12 protein-coding genes and 1 pseudogene are annotated in these 17,170 nt (G+C 64.1%); 5 read left to right on the top strand and 8 right to left on the bottom strand.

Annotated features, from left to right (window positions below):
• Positions 1-164 precede the first annotated feature (164 nt).
• Both O4N75_RS16310 and O4N75_RS16305 read left to right on the top strand, forming a co-directional pair.
• The gene (locus O4N75_RS16310; protein ID WP_269626517.1) at positions 165-1,652 is read left to right on the top strand and encodes an O-antigen ligase family protein; all 1,488 of its coding nucleotides are present in this window, start codon (positions 165-167) and stop codon (positions 1,650-1,652) included.
• 60 nt (positions 1,653-1,712) lie between these two features.
• Positions 1,713-2,674 (top strand): annotated as a pseudogene (locus O4N75_RS16305) (IS481 family transposase).
• On the opposite strand, the gene O4N75_RS16300 reads toward O4N75_RS16305, so the two are convergent.
• The 4 genes from O4N75_RS16300 to O4N75_RS16285 all read right to left on the bottom strand — a co-directional run bounded on the left by O4N75_RS16300 (position 2,570) and on the right by O4N75_RS16285 (position 6,888).
• Complete coding sequence (locus O4N75_RS16300; RefSeq protein WP_269629385.1) at positions 2,570-3,382, bottom strand: glycosyltransferase; 813 nt, start codon at positions 3,380-3,382, stop codon at positions 2,570-2,572. The pseudogene O4N75_RS16305 and the gene O4N75_RS16300 sit on opposite strands and share 105 nt — an antisense overlap.
• A gap of 88 nt (positions 3,383-3,470) precedes the next feature.
• The gene (locus O4N75_RS16295; protein WP_269626516.1) at positions 3,471-4,361 is read right to left on the bottom strand and encodes a NosD domain-containing protein; all 891 of its coding nucleotides are present in this window, start codon (positions 4,359-4,361) and stop codon (positions 3,471-3,473) included.
• A 50-nt stretch (positions 4,362-4,411) separates the two neighbouring features.
• Positions 4,412-5,698, bottom strand: coding sequence for a Gfo/Idh/MocA family oxidoreductase (locus O4N75_RS16290; RefSeq protein WP_269626515.1), 1,287 nt, complete (start codon positions 5,696-5,698; stop codon positions 4,412-4,414).
• Between the two features lie 2 nt (positions 5,699-5,700).
• On the bottom strand, positions 5,701-6,888 hold the full coding sequence (locus tag O4N75_RS16285) for a Gfo/Idh/MocA family oxidoreductase (protein WP_269626514.1): 1,188 nt from the start codon (positions 6,886-6,888) through the stop codon (positions 5,701-5,703).
• A gap of 58 nt (positions 6,889-6,946) precedes the next feature.
• On the opposite strand from O4N75_RS16285, the gene O4N75_RS16280 reads away from it, so the two are divergent.
• The 3 genes from O4N75_RS16280 to O4N75_RS16270 all read left to right on the top strand — a co-directional run bounded on the left by O4N75_RS16280 (position 6,947) and on the right by O4N75_RS16270 (position 12,702).
• Positions 6,947-8,035, top strand: a complete 1,089-nt coding sequence (locus O4N75_RS16280; protein WP_269626512.1) for an acyltransferase — start codon at positions 6,947-6,949, stop codon at positions 8,033-8,035.
• Positions 8,036-8,234: 199 nt separating this feature from the next.
• Positions 8,235-10,316 (top strand): right-handed parallel beta-helix repeat-containing protein, encoded by a 2,082-nt coding sequence (locus tag O4N75_RS16275; RefSeq protein WP_269626511.1) that lies wholly within the window; start codon positions 8,235-8,237, stop codon positions 10,314-10,316.
• Between the two features lie 322 nt (positions 10,317-10,638).
• A complete protein-coding gene (locus O4N75_RS16270) occupies positions 10,639-12,702 on the top strand; it encodes a right-handed parallel beta-helix repeat-containing protein (RefSeq protein ID WP_269626510.1) in 2,064 nt (687 codons plus the stop codon).
• 94 nt (positions 12,703-12,796) lie between these two features.
• Here the strand turns inward: O4N75_RS16270 and O4N75_RS16265 are convergent, their stop codons facing one another.
• The 4 genes from O4N75_RS16265 to O4N75_RS16250 form a co-directional block, all read right to left on the bottom strand.
• Positions 12,797-13,903 carry a glycosyltransferase gene (locus O4N75_RS16265; RefSeq protein WP_269626509.1) on the bottom strand — a complete coding sequence of 369 codons (1,107 nt, stop codon included), beginning with the start codon at positions 13,901-13,903 and terminating at the stop codon, positions 12,797-12,799.
• 217 nt (positions 13,904-14,120) lie between these two features.
• A protein-coding gene (locus O4N75_RS16260) for an IS3 family transposase (RefSeq protein ID WP_269629384.1) occupies positions 14,121-15,247 on the bottom strand; the annotation gives its coding sequence in 2 pieces (ribosomal slippage) (positions 14,121-15,028 and positions 15,028-15,247; 1,128 coding nt in all).
• A gap of 119 nt (positions 15,248-15,366) precedes the next feature.
• Positions 15,367-16,296 carry a glycosyltransferase family 2 protein gene (locus O4N75_RS16255; RefSeq protein ID WP_269626508.1) on the bottom strand — a complete coding sequence of 310 codons (930 nt, stop codon included), beginning with the start codon at positions 16,294-16,296 and terminating at the stop codon, positions 15,367-15,369.
• Positions 16,293-17,168 (bottom strand): glycosyltransferase, encoded by an 876-nt coding sequence (locus O4N75_RS16250; protein WP_269626507.1) that lies wholly within the window; start codon positions 17,166-17,168, stop codon positions 16,293-16,295. Before O4N75_RS16250 ends, O4N75_RS16255 begins: the two co-directional genes overlap by 4 nt.
• Between the last annotated feature and the right edge of the window lie 2 nt (positions 17,169-17,170).

Here is a 17,170-nt window from a genome sequence, read left to right as displayed (position 1 = left end):
GCGTCAGGTTGTGAACGCCTAGCTTCGGCGCACCTGCGGGCCGGCGATTGAAAACGACTGGGAGAGGCCCGATGTGGGCGCGCAGCGACAATAACGGCCGGGGTTCGCGGCCGATTATCCTGAGGCCCTACACTCGTCCAGGGCCGGGGCGCATGGTGCAGGCGGTGCTCCTGCTCGCGTTCATGGCCTTTTGCCTGTTCTTCGGTTTCTTCTACGGGCTCACCACGCCGTTCCTGATCAAGCAGCTGGTCATCCCGATCATTCTGCTTGCGCTGATCGCTGTCTGGGCTCTGCCCGACGTCAAGACTGCGCCGACGGGAGCGCTGTACGGGCTCAGCTTCGCCTTCCTCATCGTGCTGTTCCTATGGCCGAATTACCTGGCGGTGGCGCTGCCGGGCCTGCCTTGGATAACATTGATGCGGCTGGTCGGCGTCCCGATGACCCTGGTGCTCATCATCAGCTACTCGATGTCGCCGGATTTCCGAACGCAGATGAAGGACTCGCTGAACGCCACACCGCAGGTCTACAAGCTGCTGGCCGGCTTTGTCCTGATCCAGGTCGTCACGATCGCCTTCTCCAGTTCGAAGGACCTTTCGATCCAGCGGGTCCTGAACTCGCAGCTGACCTGGACTGCGATCTACTTCGCCAGCGCGTTCGTGTTTCTCAAGCCTGGGCGCGTGCACCGCTGGGCCCTGATCCTCTGGGCGGTGACGATCATCGCCTGTCTGATGGGGCTTCTTGAGTACAAGGTCAGCCGCCCGTCCTGGGGCGCGTATGTGCCCAACTTCCTAAAAATCGAAGACGAAAGCGTGATCCGTTCGCTGACCGGGAGCTCCCGCTCGGCGACCGGTCAGTACCGCGTACAAAGCACCTTCTCCACGCCGCTCGGCCTGGCGGAGTTCTTGGCGTTGACCGCCCCGTTCATCCTCCACTTCGTGATGTTCGGGAAGAACCTCGCCACGCGTATCGCCGCGGCGGCGACCATGCCGTTGATGCTCTACATCGTGATCGTCACCGATTCACGGCTGGGGATGGTCGGCTTCCTGCTGTCGTTCATGCTCTATCTGCTACTGTGGAGTTGGCTGCGCTGGCGGGCGGACAAGGCCAGCCTGCTCGCGCCCGCCATCGTGCTGGCGTATCCGGCGATCTTCGCCCTGTTCATCGCCGCGACCCTGGTTGTCAGGCGGCTGCGCAACATGGTCTGGGGCGGCGGCGACAGCGCGGCGAGCACCGAGGCGCGCGGGACGCAGTGGGAAATGGGCATCCCCAAGATCCTCGAGGCGCCTTGGGGACATGGCGCGGGGACGGGCGGGGACACGTTGGGTTTCTTGAGTCCGATCGGCATCCAGACCATCGACACCTACTATCTGACTATCGGCCTAGAGTACGGCGTGATCGGTTTTGTCGTCTATTACGGGATGTTGGTCGCCTCGACCTATTATGCCGCGAAATACGCGGTCCGATCCCCCAAGGGCGAACTTAGCTACTTTATGCCCGCCGCCATCGCATTGGTGAACTTCATTGTCATCAAGTCGGTGTTCAGCCAGCAGGACAATCACCCGCTGATCTTCATGCTGATGGGTATTGTCACGGCGATGGTCTACCGCGCGACCCGCGAGAATCCCGACGTAGCGGCTCGGACCGGAGCCTAGGTGTTTAGTCCTGGTGTGTGGGGGACTCAGCTTAGCTGAGTGCTCACATCGGGAGGAGCTATGGGCCAGATACTCCACGGCGGCGCCACGACCACGTACGCCATCCGAGCGGCGATACAGCGATCGAAGGCTCCGCTCAAAGAGCTAGCCGCCAGGTACGGCCTCAAACGCAAGACCGTAGCCAAGTGGAGGAAGCGGAGCTTCCTCCACGACGCGCCGATGGGGACCGAAGGCGCCTCGCTCGACGGTGATGAGCGCAGAAGAGGAGGCGGTGGCGGTCGCCTTCCGCAAGCACGCGCTGCTGCCGCTGGACGACTGCCTGTACGCGCTCCAGGCGACGATCCCGCACCTCACCCGCTCAGCCCTGCCTGCTTCCAGCGACACGGCATCAGCCGGCTGCCCGGGACCCTGGGCGATAAGGCTGCCAAGAAGACGTTCAAGCGCTACCCGCTGGGCTATTTCCACATCGACATCGCCGAATCCGCACAGAGGAGGCCAAGCTGCACCTCTTCGTGGCCGTGGACCGGACGTCGAAGTACGCCTTCGCTCGACTGGTCAAGCGAGCCACAGGCATGGCCGCCAGGGCGTTCCTGGAAGAGCTCCTTGCAGCCGTCCCCTGCCAGATCCACACCGTGCTGACGGACAACGGCATCCAGTTCGCCGATCTGCCGAAGAACCGAACCGGCCCGACGGCCATGTGGCGCGGCCATCCTTTCGACCGAACATGCCACGAGCTGGGCATCGAGCATCGCCTGACCAAGCCCAACCATCCCTGGACCAGCGGCCAGGTCGAGCGGATGAACCGCACCCTCAAGGAAGCTACCGTCCGGCGGCACCACTACGACACCCACCAGCAGCTCGAGGATCACCTCGCCGCCTTCCTCGACGCCTACAGCTTCGCCAAGCGGCTGAAGACCCTACGCGGCCTCACGCCCTACGAAGCCATCTGCCAAGCCTGGGTCGAGACGCCGGAGCGCTTCAGGCTCGACCTGGTCCATTTGACCTCGGGACCAAACACCTAGCGCCGAGAGCGGCAGCAAAAGGCTGCGGGCCAGCCAACGTCCACGGCCGCGTGGGCGCGCCGTGACGATGCCGAAGATCTCCGAATGGACTCGCCGCCATTTGGCCGACAACTCGCGCCAGTCGCGGCGAGCAGGATGGGCGACCAGCGCGGCCGGCGCGTAGCCGATGCGGAAGCCGGTGTCGCGGGCGCGGTGGGACCACTCGATATCTTCCGACACCCCGACTCGGAAATCACCGACCTGAGCGAACACCGCCGCCGGGCAGAACAGGTTGGCGGTGACCGTGAACCCTTTGCGCTCGACATACGCCTGGTTGTCGAACGCGAAGACGAGCTCGAGCGCCTCGGCGGCCGTGACGCGCCTCGTGTCGCCGACCAGTACGCGCATGCCGCCGCCGACGAAGTCGCTGCGCGCCAGCGCCGAAACGCCTTCCGCAAGCCATTCGGAGTCGGGAATGCAGTCGCTGTCGGTGAAGGCGTAGATCTCGCCCGAAGCGGCCGCCACGCCGCCGTTGCGGGCAGGGCCCGCGCCGCGTTCGGCCACGCTGACCAGTCGGGCGCGATCGCCGATGAGCTGGGCGACCGCCTCGGCGCCCACAGGCGACATGTTGTCGGCGACGATGACCTCGAAGCGTTCGGCTGGATAGGACTGGGCCTGCAGCGCCGCAAGACAGCGATCCAACGACGCGAGGTCGTCATAGTGCGGCACGATCACGCTGACATAGGGGCGCGTGCCGGCGGCGAGGGCGTCTCCAGTCGAGGTCGCTGCTTTCCGCCCGCAATCCGCGGCGCTGAGCCTACTTGGCCGCCGGCGCGTCGTTGCAACGCGGCCCGGCGCTCGAGGGCATGTCCGGCACGGTGTTGCCGCAGACCATTGCGCCCGCCTGGGCGCGGATCACCGCCTTCTTCGTTGAGCCCTTGGCGCGCTGAACGGTGTTCATGCGGATGGAACAAGACCTACAGTCGCCCAGGGTGATCTGATGATAGCCGTCGGTTTGTATGGTGTTGAACTCGATCCGGATGTTCTCAAGCGGCGCATCGCCGTCCTTGTCCATCTGGGTGAGGCCCTGGGTCTCGCCCTCGACCCGATTGTAGGCGATCACGGCGTCGGCGACGCCGTTGCGCATCTGCACGGCGTCGTTGTGGTAGCCGTCCACCCAGGCGCCGCCGAGCGCGACGCAGTCGCGCCGTTTGACCCCGAGGGTGATCTTGCCGGCCACATTGCACTGGGTGGGCTTGCCGATCTGATCGGCAAAGGTGTTCCGCAGGATCGTCAGGCCCTTGGTATTTGACGCGATGACCCCGTCCTCGCCGTAGTGCTGGAAGCGATTGTCGTTGAGCGTCACCTCCCTGGCGCCGTCCAGCACAACGCCTTTCTTGGCGCTGGTGATCAGCGCGCCGGTGATCGACACCTTGGCGGCGTCGCGGATGAGAACGCCGTAGCCGTCGCGCCCGGAGCCATGCGGGCCCTGCGGCGCCGAAATGGCTCCGCCGCGCCAGGAGATGTTCTGGCCCCCCGTGACGACCAGGCCGCGAACCTTGGCGCCGTCAGCCTGTATGGTCACCGGCCGCGAATAGCTCCGCGTGATCGTGATCCTGGCGCAATCGCCTTTCAGCGTGATGGTCTCACCGCCCTTGGCGGCGGCGAGCACGCCGAGGATGGTCGCGCATGTGGCTGAGATGCTCATTTGGATCGCTCCTCGGAATCCCGCGAGATGCAGTCAGGTGGGACGCCGCTCTAGCCGTGCATTCGGATCAGGATCGGTTCCACAAGGCGGGCCGCCAGCCCGGGCTTCAGGTGCAGCTTGAGGGGGCGTTCGTCGGCGGCGAAGTCCAGCGGTTCAAGCGGCTTGAAGGTGGTCTCCAGGCGAGTGACCTTGCCCTCTCGCGCAGCCGAAATGGCGAGCGTCAGCTCGGTCACGTGCAGCACGAAATCGGCGCTCAGCCACGGTTCGCGCCCGGCCTCGATCGCCGCCGCCATTTCGGCGACGCCCACGCTCTTGTCCTGTTGGCCGAGCTGCATGCGCTTGAGCGCCGCGATCGGGTTCTTCCAGCGCCGGAGCCACGAGGGCCGCAGGCCGCTGGACAGCAATGGGACCGAACGTCCTCCGACGCCCAGAAGCATTTGCAGGAGCGAATTCTCGCGCACCCAGCGCGCCTTGCGCGCATTGAGGGAGAGGCCGGAATAGCGTTCGAGCCGCACTGGGCAGTAGTAGTCGCGATAGGTGTTCACCGACAGCTCGCCCTCGTCGCCGATGATACGCATCCGCTGGTCGAAGGTTGCGACGATGCTGATCGTCAGGCGGGCCACGACGCCCGAGCGGAACGTGATGCAGGCCACCGAGAAGTCCGGCGTATCCGGCGGATCGAGATGCACGCCCGGCGCCTTGTCCGGCACGAGGCAGCTGGAGAACGCCGAAACGTGCTCGGCGGGCCCGAACATCGCGCAAAGCCAGCTGAGATAGTAGCCGGCATGCTCAAAGGTGCATCCGGCCTCGTACTCGTGCTGGTAGGGCCAGGGAGCCCCGGTGCGGCTTCGCCACGTCTCGGGGTGCATCAGGTAGACCGGATTGTCGTCGAACTCGGCGTACACCACCCGGGCCTTGCCGACTGCGCCGGCGCGCAGCGCCCGCCACATGGTCTGCACCGTGTCGGACATGGCGTTGGAAGGCGCTCCCGACACGTGGAGCCCTCGTTCCCTGGCCAGGGCCACTAGCTCCCGAGAGCTCGCCAGGTCCGGCGTGAACGGCTTTTCGCTGTAGACATGCTTGCCGGCCAGGAGCGCGGCCCGCGTGACCTCGTAGTGGCTCTCGATGCTCGTGAGGTTCAGAACCAGTTCGATGGAACTATCCGCGAGAAGTTCTTCGTTCGAAGCATAGACCTTGAGGCCGTAGGCTTGCCCGACGTGTTCGGCGCGCGGCCGATCGATGTCCGTGACGCCGGCCAGTTCAAGGCCGCGATGGTTGCGGAACGTCGACAAGTAGTGGTCGAACACATAGCCGCAGCCGATGATCCCAACCCGCATCGCTAGCTCCCCTCTGAGCGGCTTGTCGTGCGCCAGCTGTCTCGAATTTGATCCAGGAGTTCGGCCGTGGCGAGCGTATCGGCGTGCGACATGCCGGTGTGCTCCAACTCGCCTGCACGCATCGCCTCCATGGCCGCCAGGGCCTCGTGCCCATAGCCGTTGCCCGCATAGGGCGCGGCGTGCACGCGAGGCCGGGCGAGCAGCGAAGCCAGGTGCGTCCGCGTGACTTGCGCCGCCGACGTCTCCTTAAGTCGAGAGATCAAACCCCCTCGGAATTGCTCCGGGCCGCGCGGCTGGAACCGAGTGATCACGATGCCCGTGGGGCGGTAGATCGGGCCTTGAAAGGCGAGGCGGCCGTGGTCGCCCAGGATCACAAGGGTGTTGTCCGCCTGGCTGCGAAGCCCGGCGTGAACATGCGACACCGCCCCGCACGAGTGGATCAATGTCGCCGAGACATCCTCGTCGACGCCGGTTTCGCCGATCCGAGCGGCGGCGGCGCCGAGTTGCGCCGGGCCCAGGAGGTCGAGCGCGAGGGAGACCGGATAGACGCCCCGATGCGCAAGCGCCCCGCCGCCACTCGCCTTGCTGAAGAGGGAGCTGGCGGGCTCAACCCGCTGAGACACCGCGAAGCTGGCCCAGAGGCTGCGCACCTCGCCGATTGCGCCGTCTGCAAGCAGGCGCCGGGCCTTGGTGAGCGCTGGAAGAAAGCGGGTCCACATCGCCTCCATGCAGAAGACGCCTGCAGCGCGTGCAGCCTCAAGAATGCGCGCCGCGTCGGCCCGACTGGCCGCGAAAGGCTTCTCGATCAGGACGCCCTTGCCCGCCGCGATCGCGGCGAGGGCGTGGGCTAGGTGCTCGCTGGGCGGCGTGGCGATATAGACGATGTCGACTGGATCGCTCGGCTCCAGAACGTACTGCGTGCGAACGATCGGAATCCCATGGCGCTGGGCGAACGCCCCGGCCTTGCTTGCGGTCCGCGACACCACGAGTTCAACGGACGCCCCGGGCAGGCTCTTGAGCGCCAGCACAAACTTCTCGGCGACTGGACCGGTCCCGAATATTCCCCACCTAATCGACTGCAAAAGCAATTCCCCTGCTGGGCCCACCTTTGCAACTAGCACTCCAATTTTGTCAAATGATCCTACTTTGAGTTTGGTAGGCGCCCAAACCGTGGCGTCATGGCCAGCCATGCACTAACATCGAACGCGGATCACCCAACGAGGTCAGGCCAGCTGGAGGGGGCGCGCTATGCGGGTCACTGACGAGCGTCTGGACGCCGACGCCAACAACTTCACTGCGGTGAGGCTGTTGCTGGCGACCTCGGTCATCTACACGCATTGCTACTTTACGGTCTTCGGGGTGAGGAACGCCGACGACCTCAGCGGAATTCTGGGGGCGCCGATTTCGGCCTACGCGGTCGACGGGTTCTTCTTCCTCAGCGGATTTCTCGTCTACCCAAGCCTGCTGCGGCTGCGCAGTTCGGTGCGTTTCCTGACCGCGCGCTTCGTGCGTCTCTGGCCGGGGCTGGCGCTCTGCGTGCTTTTAACTGTCTTGGCCGGCGCCTTCTTCACGTCGGCCCCGCCGGGGAGCTATCTCGGCGGCGATACGGCGCGCTTCATTCTGAGCAACCTGACCTTCACGGTGGCCTCCTACCGCCTGACCGGCGTGGAGTGCGGTGGAGAGGCCTGCGTGCTCAACGGCTCGCTCTGGACCTTGCCCTGGGAGGTCCGTTGCTATGCGGTCCTGGCGCTGCTGGGCGTGCTGGGGCTGGCGCGGCCCACGATCATGAAGTGGGCGGTGCTGCCGCTCAGCCTGATCGGCGTACTGGTCTGGGACATTCCGCAGGTGCAGGAGCTCGCGCGCAGCCTGGCCGGCGACGGCGCGGTCTATCTGATCGATACCTTCGACCGGCTGTGGGCGGCCTTCGCCATGGGGATCGCCGCCTACCTTTTCCGGGAGCGCATCCCGCTCTCCTGGTGGGCGCTGGGGGCGCTGTTTCTCGCTACGCTCGCCGCACAAGTCCTGGGCGTCGGTCTGCACATGCGGGCGCTGCTGATCGGCTATGCGGTGCTCTGCCTGGGGCTGCTGACCGCCCAACGCAGGGTCTTCGCGGCGACGTGGCCGGACTACAGCTATGGCATGTACATCTACGGCTATCCGGTGATGGTCCTGATCCACGCCTTCTGGCCGATGTCGTCGCACCTGGCGTTGACCGCGGTCACCATGGCCGCGACGGTTCCGCTGGCGGCGCTATCCTGGCATCTGGTCGAGCGGCCGGCCCTCGACGTCTATCGTCGCCATCGGCGCGCGGGCCGATTGGCCGCCCAGCAGACCTAGGTCGAAACCCTCCAAATCGGGCCCCTACGCTGCGCGTCGACGCGGCGAAACTTGGCGTGCCTGTCTAGTCCCGAAGACATGGTTTCCGGATGTTTATGTTATACTTCAATTAACCTAACTGATTAAGGTCGGTTCAAGCCGTCGTTTGCTACTCGTAAGTCCACAACGGGGCATCCCCTACTCGGCAATACATGGCCGTGTGCGGATCTGGTGGCGGAGAGATATCGTGATACTCACGGCGAATAGCGCTCAAACCCTGACCGCGGCGCTTAATTCCGCGAAGGCTGGGGATACGATCCTTCTTGAGGCTGGGAACTACTCGAACGTCCAGATCAAGAACCTGGTGTTTGATGGCACGGTAACGATCGCCTCTAAGGATCCAGGCAACCCGGCGACCTTCACCGGCCTGGTGGTGACGGGCAGCGAGAACCTGTCCTTCCAGAACCTGCACATGGACTTCAGTTCGCCGTGGACGGTCTGGAACGCTCAGATCGTCAACTCGAAGAACATCGAGCTGAACAATCTCGATTTCCATGGTTCGCTGAACAACAACCCGGCTGACGACCAGAACGCGCTGCTGATCCGCAACAGCGAAGGCGTCAAGATTACGGGCTCGGAATTCCAGGAGTTCTCCCACGCCGTCAGCATGATGGGCGGCAGCGGCGTGCGCATCGAGGGTAACAGCTTCCATGACCTGCGCTCCGACGGGGTGATGGGGGCGGGAACGTCGAACGTCCAGATCGTCGACAACGTGTTCACCGACTTCTACCCGTCGGACGGCGATCATCCTGACGCTATCCAGTTCCTGACCCGGGGCACGACCGAAAAGGCCCACGACATCCTGGTCAGCGGCAATCTGATCACCCGCGGTGAGGGCGGCGTCATCCAGGGCGTGTTCGTCACCGACCAGATCGGCATCGGCTACGAGCGGGTCACCATCACCGACAACGTCGTCACTGGCGGGATGTACAACGGCATCATGGTCGCGCTGGCCAACAACGTGGTCATCGATGGGAATGTCGTGGCCTCGTACAGCGACCAGAAGTCCTGGATCCGCGTGGTCGATTCGACGAACGCTCAGCTGAGCAACAATCAGGCGGGATCCTATGTCCTGCAGAACAACACCAATCTGACGCAGTCGGGCGACATCGTCCTTTCGGCGCTCACCGACGAGCAGGTCGCGAACCTGAAAACCTGGTTGGCCGCGAACACGGACATTTCCAGCACGCTGGTGGGTATGCTGGACGGTGCGGCCGCGCCGGTCGAACCGACCGCGCCGACGGTCCCGACCGTGCCCACGAATCCGACGTCTCCGACGGTTCCGACCGCGCCCACGACTCCGACCGCGCCGACGGTCCCGACCACGCCGACCGAGCCGATCGTGTCCAATCCGGACCCGATCAAAGGCGAGGTGATCGTGCTGACCGGCACGGCTGGCGACGATCGCCTGACCGTCAGCGGCAAGGCCAACATGCAGCTTGAGGGCGGCGCGGGCAACGACACGCTGACCGGCGGGGCGGGAGTCAACACGCTCATCGGCGGCGCCGGCAACGACTCCTACATCATCCGCGACAGCGACGACAGGATCGTTGAGGCCGCGGGCGGTGGGGCCGATGTCGTCTATGCCTACGTCAATCACACGCTGGCCGCCAACGTCGAGACGCTGAGGCTGCAGGAAGGCGCCACCGTCGGCGTCGGCAACGATCTGGCCAACAGCATCGTCGGCACGGGCCAGGCCGACAGTCTGTCGGGCCTGGGCGGCGACGACGATTTGCGTGGTCGCGACGGCAACGACACGCTCGTCGGCGGCGACGGCGCGGACAAGCTCTTCGGCGAAGCGGGCGGCGACCGCCTCGACGGCGGCGCGGGCAATGACAGCCTGTACGGCGGCGAGGGCAACGACATCCTGATCGGCGGCGCCGGCAGCAACCGATTTGAAGGCGGGCCCGGAGCCGACACCATGGTTGGCGGCTCGGGGGCCGACAGCTTCGTCTACCGTCCGTGGGACCTGGTCGATGTGGACAGGATCGAGGGCTTCTCCTCCGCGCAGGGCGACCGCATCCTGCTTGCGGAGCTGGACGCCAACCTCAAGACCTCCGCCAACGACAAATTCTCGTTCATCGGTTCGAGCGCCTTCAGCGGCAAGGCCGGCGAGTTGCGGTTCCAGGTCATCAACGGCGATGCGCACGTCTACGGCGACATGAATGGCGATCGCATCGCCGACTTCGAGATAAACGTCGTGGGTGTCACCAAGCTCACGAGCGCCGACTTCATGCTCTGACCGAGCTGAAAACCGGGTTCGAACACCATCCCGCCGCTGCGTCCCCCGCAGCGGCGGGTTTTCTTTTGGTTATCGCCAAGGAGACCTGAAGATTAGTTGGAGATTGCCCCGTTTTCGCCCCATTCAGGACATGGCCTGGACGCGAATCGACGGGCAACATCCAGATATATGACAGTCTAAGTGCGCGACATTTCAGGTTTGTTGCGACGTTCCGTCACCTGGATGGGTGCAATATGAGTATGTAGATAGACGCTCACATTCAGTGGCTTTGGTGCACGCAAGTGTATCGGACTTTTGCCACCAATAGTGAGGGTCTCCCTACGTGACTAATATTACTGTTAATAGTGCAGATTCGCTGCGTGCCGCTCTTACGACTGCTAAGTCTGGCGACACGATCCTGCTTTCGGCCGGTAATTACGGCAATGTCTCGTTGAACGGCATTGTCTTCAACGGCGAGGTGACCATCACCTCGAAGGATGCAGGTAATCCAGCGACCTTGACCGGTCTGACCGTGGCCAACAGCCAGGGCCTATCGTTCGAGAACCTGCACATGGATTACAGCAATCCGTGGACCGTGTGGAACACTCAGGTCAACAATTCCAAGAATATCTCGTTCGACAACATGAACTTCCATGGGTCGTTGAACAACAACCCGGCCGATGATGAAAACGCCATGCTCATTCGTGGGAGCACGAATGTCACGGTGACCAATTCGGAGTTCCAAGAACTCTCGCACGGCGTCAGCATGATGAACAGCAACGGCGTGCGCATCGAAGGCAACAACATGCACGACATGCGCGCTGACGGCGTGATGTCGCTGGGCACCTCGAACGTGCAGGTGCTCAATAACTCCTTCCATGACTTCGCCCCGTCCACCGGCGACCACCCGGACGCCATCCAGTTCCTGACCCGCGGCGCCACCTCGTCGGCGGAGAACATCGTGGTCAGCGGCAACGTGATTGCGCGCGGCGAAGGCGGCATCATCCAGGGCATCTTCATCACCGACCAGACCGGCTACGCCTATAAGAACGTGACCGTGACCGACAACGTGGTCGCTGGCGGGATGTACAACGGCATCATGGTGTCCAGCACCAACGGCCTGGTCGTCGACGGCAACACCATCGCGCCCTACGGCGACATGACGTCGTGGGTCCGCATCAACGACTCGACGAACGTCAAGGTCACCAACAACGAGGCGGGCAGCTTCATCCTGTCGGGCACGACGACGACGGCCAACAGCGGCAACGTCAAGATCAGCGCCCTGACGGCCTCCGACATCGCCAAGATCAACGCGTGGATCAAGGCGCACGAAGGTGAAGCTGGCGACATCTCGACCTTCCCGCTGCCGGGCGGCGCTCCGACTCCGGACCCGAAGCCTGAGCCGACCCCGGACCCCACCCCGGATCCGACCCCGACCCCGGACCCCACCCCGGATCCGACCCCGACGCCGGATCCCACGCCGGATCCGACTCCCGACCCGACGCCGGATCCCGGTCCGGGCGAGGGCAATGGTTCGCTGACGGTGGTCAAGGGCACCTCGGGCGCCGACCGTCTGACGGTCAACGGCAAGGAGAACATGCAACTGGAAGGCGGCGCCGGTAACGACGTGCTGACCGGCGGCAAGGGCGCCAACGTCCTGATCGGCGGGGCCGGCAACGACACCTACGTGATCAAGGACGCCGACGATAAGGTCGTCGAGTCCGCGAACGGCGGCGTCGACCAGGTCTATGCCTACGTCAATCACACGCTGGCCGACAACGTCGAGAACCTAAGGCTCTGGGAGGGCGCCACGTCGGGCACCGGCAACGCGCTGGCCAACGACATCACCGGCACCACCAAGGCCGACAGCCTGTCGGGCATGGGTGGTGATGACATCCTGCGCGGTCGTGAAGGCAACGACACCCTGTCGGGCGGCGACGGCAATGACCGTCTGCTGGGCGACGCCGGCGCTGACCGTCTCGAAGGCGGCAATGGCAACGACACGCTCAACGGCCTCGACGGTGACGACGTTCTGATCGGCGGAGCCGGCAACGACCGCCTGGACGGCGGCTCCGGCGCCGACACCCTGACCGGCGGCGCTGGCGCTGACAGCTTCGCGTTCCGCCCGGCCGACCTGGCGGCGACCGATACGATCACCGACTTCTCGAAGGCGCAGGGCGACAAGATCCTGCTCAGCGAGCTGGACGCCAACACCAATACGGCGGCGAACGACAAGTTCGCCTTCATCGGGACCAAGGCGTTCAGCGGCCAGGCCGGCCAACTTCGCTACGAGGTCACCAAGGGCGAAACTCACGTCTACGGCGATATGAATGGCGACAAGGTGGCTGACCTGCACATCAAGCTGACGGGCGTTCACAGCCTGGATGGCTCGGAGTTCGCACTCTAAGCCAGCCCACTCGGACTGCTCCGGACCCGGCCGCCATGCCCAGGTCCGGAGCGACCGGTTGCAATATCGAAGAGCGTGACGGCCCGAACGGTCGTCACGCTCTTTGTGTTTGCGGCCTGCGCTTGCGGCGTTCCTGGTCGAGCACGCCGTCGAGATAGTCCATCAACTCGCTGGGATCGGTGGTGGCCAGCACCGGCGGCCGGGATTTGATCCGCTCGATCGCCAGGGCGAGTTCGTCGGCGTCGTTGGCGACCTCAATCAAACCGCGCGCGGCGAAGGCACTGGTGATCTCGGCCTGGTGATTGTCGTAGTGCTCGCCCTTCTCCAGCAGCCGCGGGAACGCGATCACCCGGCAGCCTTGTCGCAGCGCGGTGATCAGCGAGCCGGTTCCGCCATGACAGACCACGATGTCGGCGTCGGTGAGCAGTTCCTGGATTTTGTCGAACGGCAGGGTTTCCACCGCGGTGACACCCTGCGGTCGCGGGGCGCCGACCCCGGTCTGGATGATGACGTCCTCGGCCAGGTCGCCTCGCGCCTTGAGTTCGGCGACAGATGAAACCAGGCGATCGAACGGCAGGGTGGCGCCGACGGTCGCGAACAGCAGCGGCTTCTTGGGCGGCGGCGGGGTGTCCAGCAGCCGGAAGGGGTCGAACACCCTGGCCTTGGGGAAATGCGGCGCCAGCGCCTTGGACTGCACCACGACGTCGTGGGCGATCGGGGCAGCGATCCTGGCGAACAGCGACGGGCGGTCGAAGCGCGCGAAAGAGTCGATGACGACGGTCCGCGCGCCACGCAGGCGGGCCCAGGCGACCGCGAAGAACACCGCTCCGGCTCCGGTCGAAATGACGACGTCGGGGCGTTCGCGCGCGATGATCGCAGCGGAGCGGAAGAAGTTGCTGACGCCGGCCCGGACCATCCGCCAGGGCGCGCCCAGTCGCGCCTGGCCGACGGCGACATGGGGGACGAAGTGCGTGCGGTGGCGTTCGGCGAGGGTCGCGCCGAGCGCAGTGTCCTCGGTGACGAAGAAATAGTCGTGCTTCGACCAGATGCTTTCCAGGTCGAGCAACTGGCGGACGTGACCACCGCCCGAGGCGGCCAGACATAGCCGAAGCCGACGGCCGACGGGCTTGGCGCCGTTCGCTGGCGCTGCTTCTGCAGCTACGACGTCTGAAACCGCCACTGTCTCGCCATCACTGTTCACGCGTGAAATCTCTCACTACCAGGCAGACATCTAAAGACGGGTTACTACGTGGCTCGACTTTTGTTGGCCAGTCGCCGCTAAACCGCCGCGAAACTTTCTTGTCGTAGGGAGACCACGTGCGGTCGGCGCAGTTCAGGGAAAGCAGTATGGCCTTGCCGGCGTCACCTACGGTCGAAACGCGTCCTTCGCGGTGACCTGCCCCCCGCCGCTCCCTCGATCATTGTGAGAGCCCAGGGGGTTGATAGTTGATCTCCATCGTCGGCGGTAGCGGCCGGCCGGTGGAGCTGATCAAGTTGCGCAGTCGGCCGGCCGCGGGGTTCAGCCGCACGGCTTCCGGCGACAGCCCGCCATGCGCCGAGTGCGGTCTGACATGGTTGTCGTCGAGCCGCCAGCGCTCGATCACGGTGCGGGCCTCGACCAGGTTGGCGAAGACCTCCTCGTTCAAGCACTCGTCGCGCAGCTTGCCGTTGAAGCTCTCGACGAAGCCGTTCTGCTGCGGCTTGCCTGGCGCGATGTAGTGCCAGTCGACGCCGGTGCGGTTGGTCCATTCCAGCATGGCCCAGCTGGTCATCTCCGTGCCGTTGTCGCTGACGATGGTCGCGGGCCTGCCGCGCCGGGCGATCAGGGCGTCGAGCTCGCGGGCCATGCGATGGCCGCCAATCGAGGTGTCCACGACCAGCGCCAGGGCCTCGCGGGTGAAGTCGTCGACGATGCAGAGGATCTGGAAGCGCCGGCCCCAGCTCAGCGTGTCGGCGACGAAGTCCAGGCTCCAGCGCTGATTGGGCCCGTCCGGCAGCGCCATCGGCGCACGCGTGCCGGTGGCGCGCTTGCGGCCACGCGCCGCCAGGCCCTCCTCGCGGTAGAGCCGGAGGAGCTTCTTCTTGTTCATGCTGACGCCTTCACGCTGCAGCAAGATGCCGAGCCGCCGGTAGCCGAAGCGGCGTCGCTCCGCCGCCAGCCCTCGCAGCCGCTCGCGCACGTCCGCGTCACCCGGCTGGGCCACGCGACGCACCGTCTTCGGATCGACCTGGACCAGCCCGCAGGCGCGCCTCTGCGAGACGCCGCGCTCCGCCAGCAGGCGAAGCACGGCCTCACGGCGCGCTGCAGGCCCGATCAGTTTTTTCCCAGAAGGTCCTTCAGCGCCGACACGTCCAGCATCGACTCCACCAGCAGCTTTTTCAGCCGCCGGTTCTCGTCCTCCAGCGTCTTCAGCTTCTGCGCGTCCGACACGCTCATCCCGCTGTACTTGGCCTTCCAGCGGTAGGTCTGCTCGCTGATCCCGTGCCGCCGGCACCCATCCGCCGTCGGGCTCCCGGCCTCCTGCTCACGCAACACGCCGATGATCTGCGCCTCGTTGAACCTGCTCTACTTCACGTCCGTCTCCTCTAGGTGACGGACTCTCGCTCGAAACGCGGGATCAGGAAGGGGGCAGGTCAATATCGGCTCTGCCTACAGATCTAGACTTAGGTTCTCTGCAAAAAGTGCGGAACGCCGCGCACATTTGCTAACCCGGCACCCCAACCAGCCAGTCCATAAGCGACCTGACGCCAAGCAGCACGCCGACCAAAGCGTAGGAAAATGAGCGCCAACGAGGAAAACGCGGCGACCGGCAATAATAACGGATACACGTCGCGCGTTGTTAGCATCTTGTTGCGTTCGTTTAGGTATATTGGCGTTCTGGGCCTCTTCCGAATCTGCTCATATGAACCTGTAGTAGATCCCGCATGATGAAGAACCATGGAGCCCTCCGCATATCCAAGACGAAGGCCACGCTTTACAGCGCGTAAGCACCACTCCACTTCTTCGCAGTATAGAAAATACTCCTCGCGCATGCGGCCAGCAATTTCAAGGAACCGCCTACTAACAAGCATCGACGCGCCGTTCAGATAATTTTGTTCACTCTCGATTCGGCATGGATCTGGCTTGGCGGATGTTGGGCTACCGTGGCCGATGGATTCGGCCCGCGCCATCCATCCTCGCCATCTGCCGCCGAACGACTGCACCCGCCCATCGGGAAGATAGACTGTCCCCCCGACGGCATCGCAGTCGCCGCGCCCAAGCCGCTCCACCATGAGCTCAAGGGCTGTGGGGTCCGGTTGAGTGTCCGGGTTTAGGATCCACCATGCGTCGGCATCGGGCGTCGCTGAGATGCAGATGTTCACGCCACCTGCAAAACCCAAATTTCGTTCTGCCAAAATCACCGAGACCGGCTGCCCGCCCCGCAGCTTTTCCGGGAGTGAGGCCTTGAGCTGCTCAAAAGCTATGGGCCCGCCGTTCTCGCAAATTATCACCTCGAATGCAGTATGCGAGGATTGCTCAACCGCCCGGAGGCATCTCCTTATGTCCTCCGCGTTCTGAAAGGCGACAATGCAAATTGCTACGTGCGTGTTCATGAACGTGTGCGAGCCAATAGAGATATGGCGTGCCAAGCGCGCCAGCTCCGGAGCTTGAACAACGTGCCGACTGCACGGCCGCGCTGTTCAAAGGAAGTCAACTGATCGCTTAAGAGTATCCTTGGTGTGTGCACCACGGCTGAGAGCGGTAGCGCCAAGCTCCGGAGGAGCCACAGCAACTTACCAAACTGCCGCTCGCGATAAAGGCCATAGGTTTCTAGATTCACGCGCCGCCACTTTGCCCAGAGCGCGCTCCAATTATGGCGCGCTGGATGGCCGACTACGGCTTGCGGAGCGTACGCCAAGCGGTAACCCATACTCCGCGCGCGATGAGACCACTCGATATCTTCCGAAACGCCCACGCCAAAGCCGCCGACATGGTCAAACATCTCGCGCCTGCAGAACAGATTTCCCGCGCCAGTGAACCCTTTACGCGTGATGTAAGACTTGAAGTCGAATGCGAAAACTCTTTCGAAGGCTTCGCTCCCTGTCATGCGCTGAAGGTCCTCAACCAGCACACACACGCGCCCCCCCACGAAATCGCAGCGTTCGAGCGCCTTGAGGCCCGCTTCGAGCCATCCTGGCTCGGGAACACAATCGGAATCGGTAAAGGCGAGAATGGGAGCAGTTGACACCCCCACTCCGCCGTTTCGGGCAGGTCCGGCCCCCTTCTCACTCACCACAACAAGTCTCGCGCGCTCGCATATGACTGCGCGAACGGCGTCGGGACCTTCTGGCGAGCCGTTGTCCGCAACAATGATCTCGAAGTCACTTGAAAGACTCTGGTGTCGAAGCGCATCCAGACAAATATCCAACCGTTCTAGGTCGCTGTAGTGTGGTATAATCACACTGACCTTCGGGGCGCTGTTCATTG

The sequence above is a fragment of the Phenylobacterium sp. NIBR 498073 genome (genome assembly GCF_027286305.1).
Classification (GTDB): Bacteria; Pseudomonadota; Alphaproteobacteria; order Caulobacterales; family Caulobacteraceae; genus Phenylobacterium.
This window is presented reverse-complemented; position numbering and strand designations above follow the sequence as displayed.

Coding starts and splice junctions, on each gene's coding strand:
- O4N75_RS16295 (WP_269626516.1), bottom strand. CDS start 4,361: ATGAGCATCTCAGCCACATGCGCGACCATCCTCGGCGTGCTCGCCGCC.
- O4N75_RS16290 (WP_269626515.1), bottom strand. CDS start 5,698: ATGCGGGTTGGGATCATCGGCTGCGGCTATGTGTTCGACCACTACTTG.
- O4N75_RS16285 (WP_269626514.1), bottom strand. CDS start 6,888: ATGGCTGGCCATGACGCCACGGTTTGGGCGCCTACCAAACTCAAAGTA.
- O4N75_RS16280 (WP_269626512.1), top strand. CDS start 6,947: ATGCGGGTCACTGACGAGCGTCTGGACGCCGACGCCAACAACTTCACT.
- O4N75_RS16255 (WP_269626508.1), bottom strand. CDS start 16,296: ATGAACACGCACGTAGCAATTTGCATTGTCGCCTTTCAGAACGCGGAG.
- O4N75_RS16250 (WP_269626507.1), bottom strand. CDS start 17,168: ATGAACAGCGCCCCGAAGGTCAGTGTGATTATACCACACTACAGCGAC.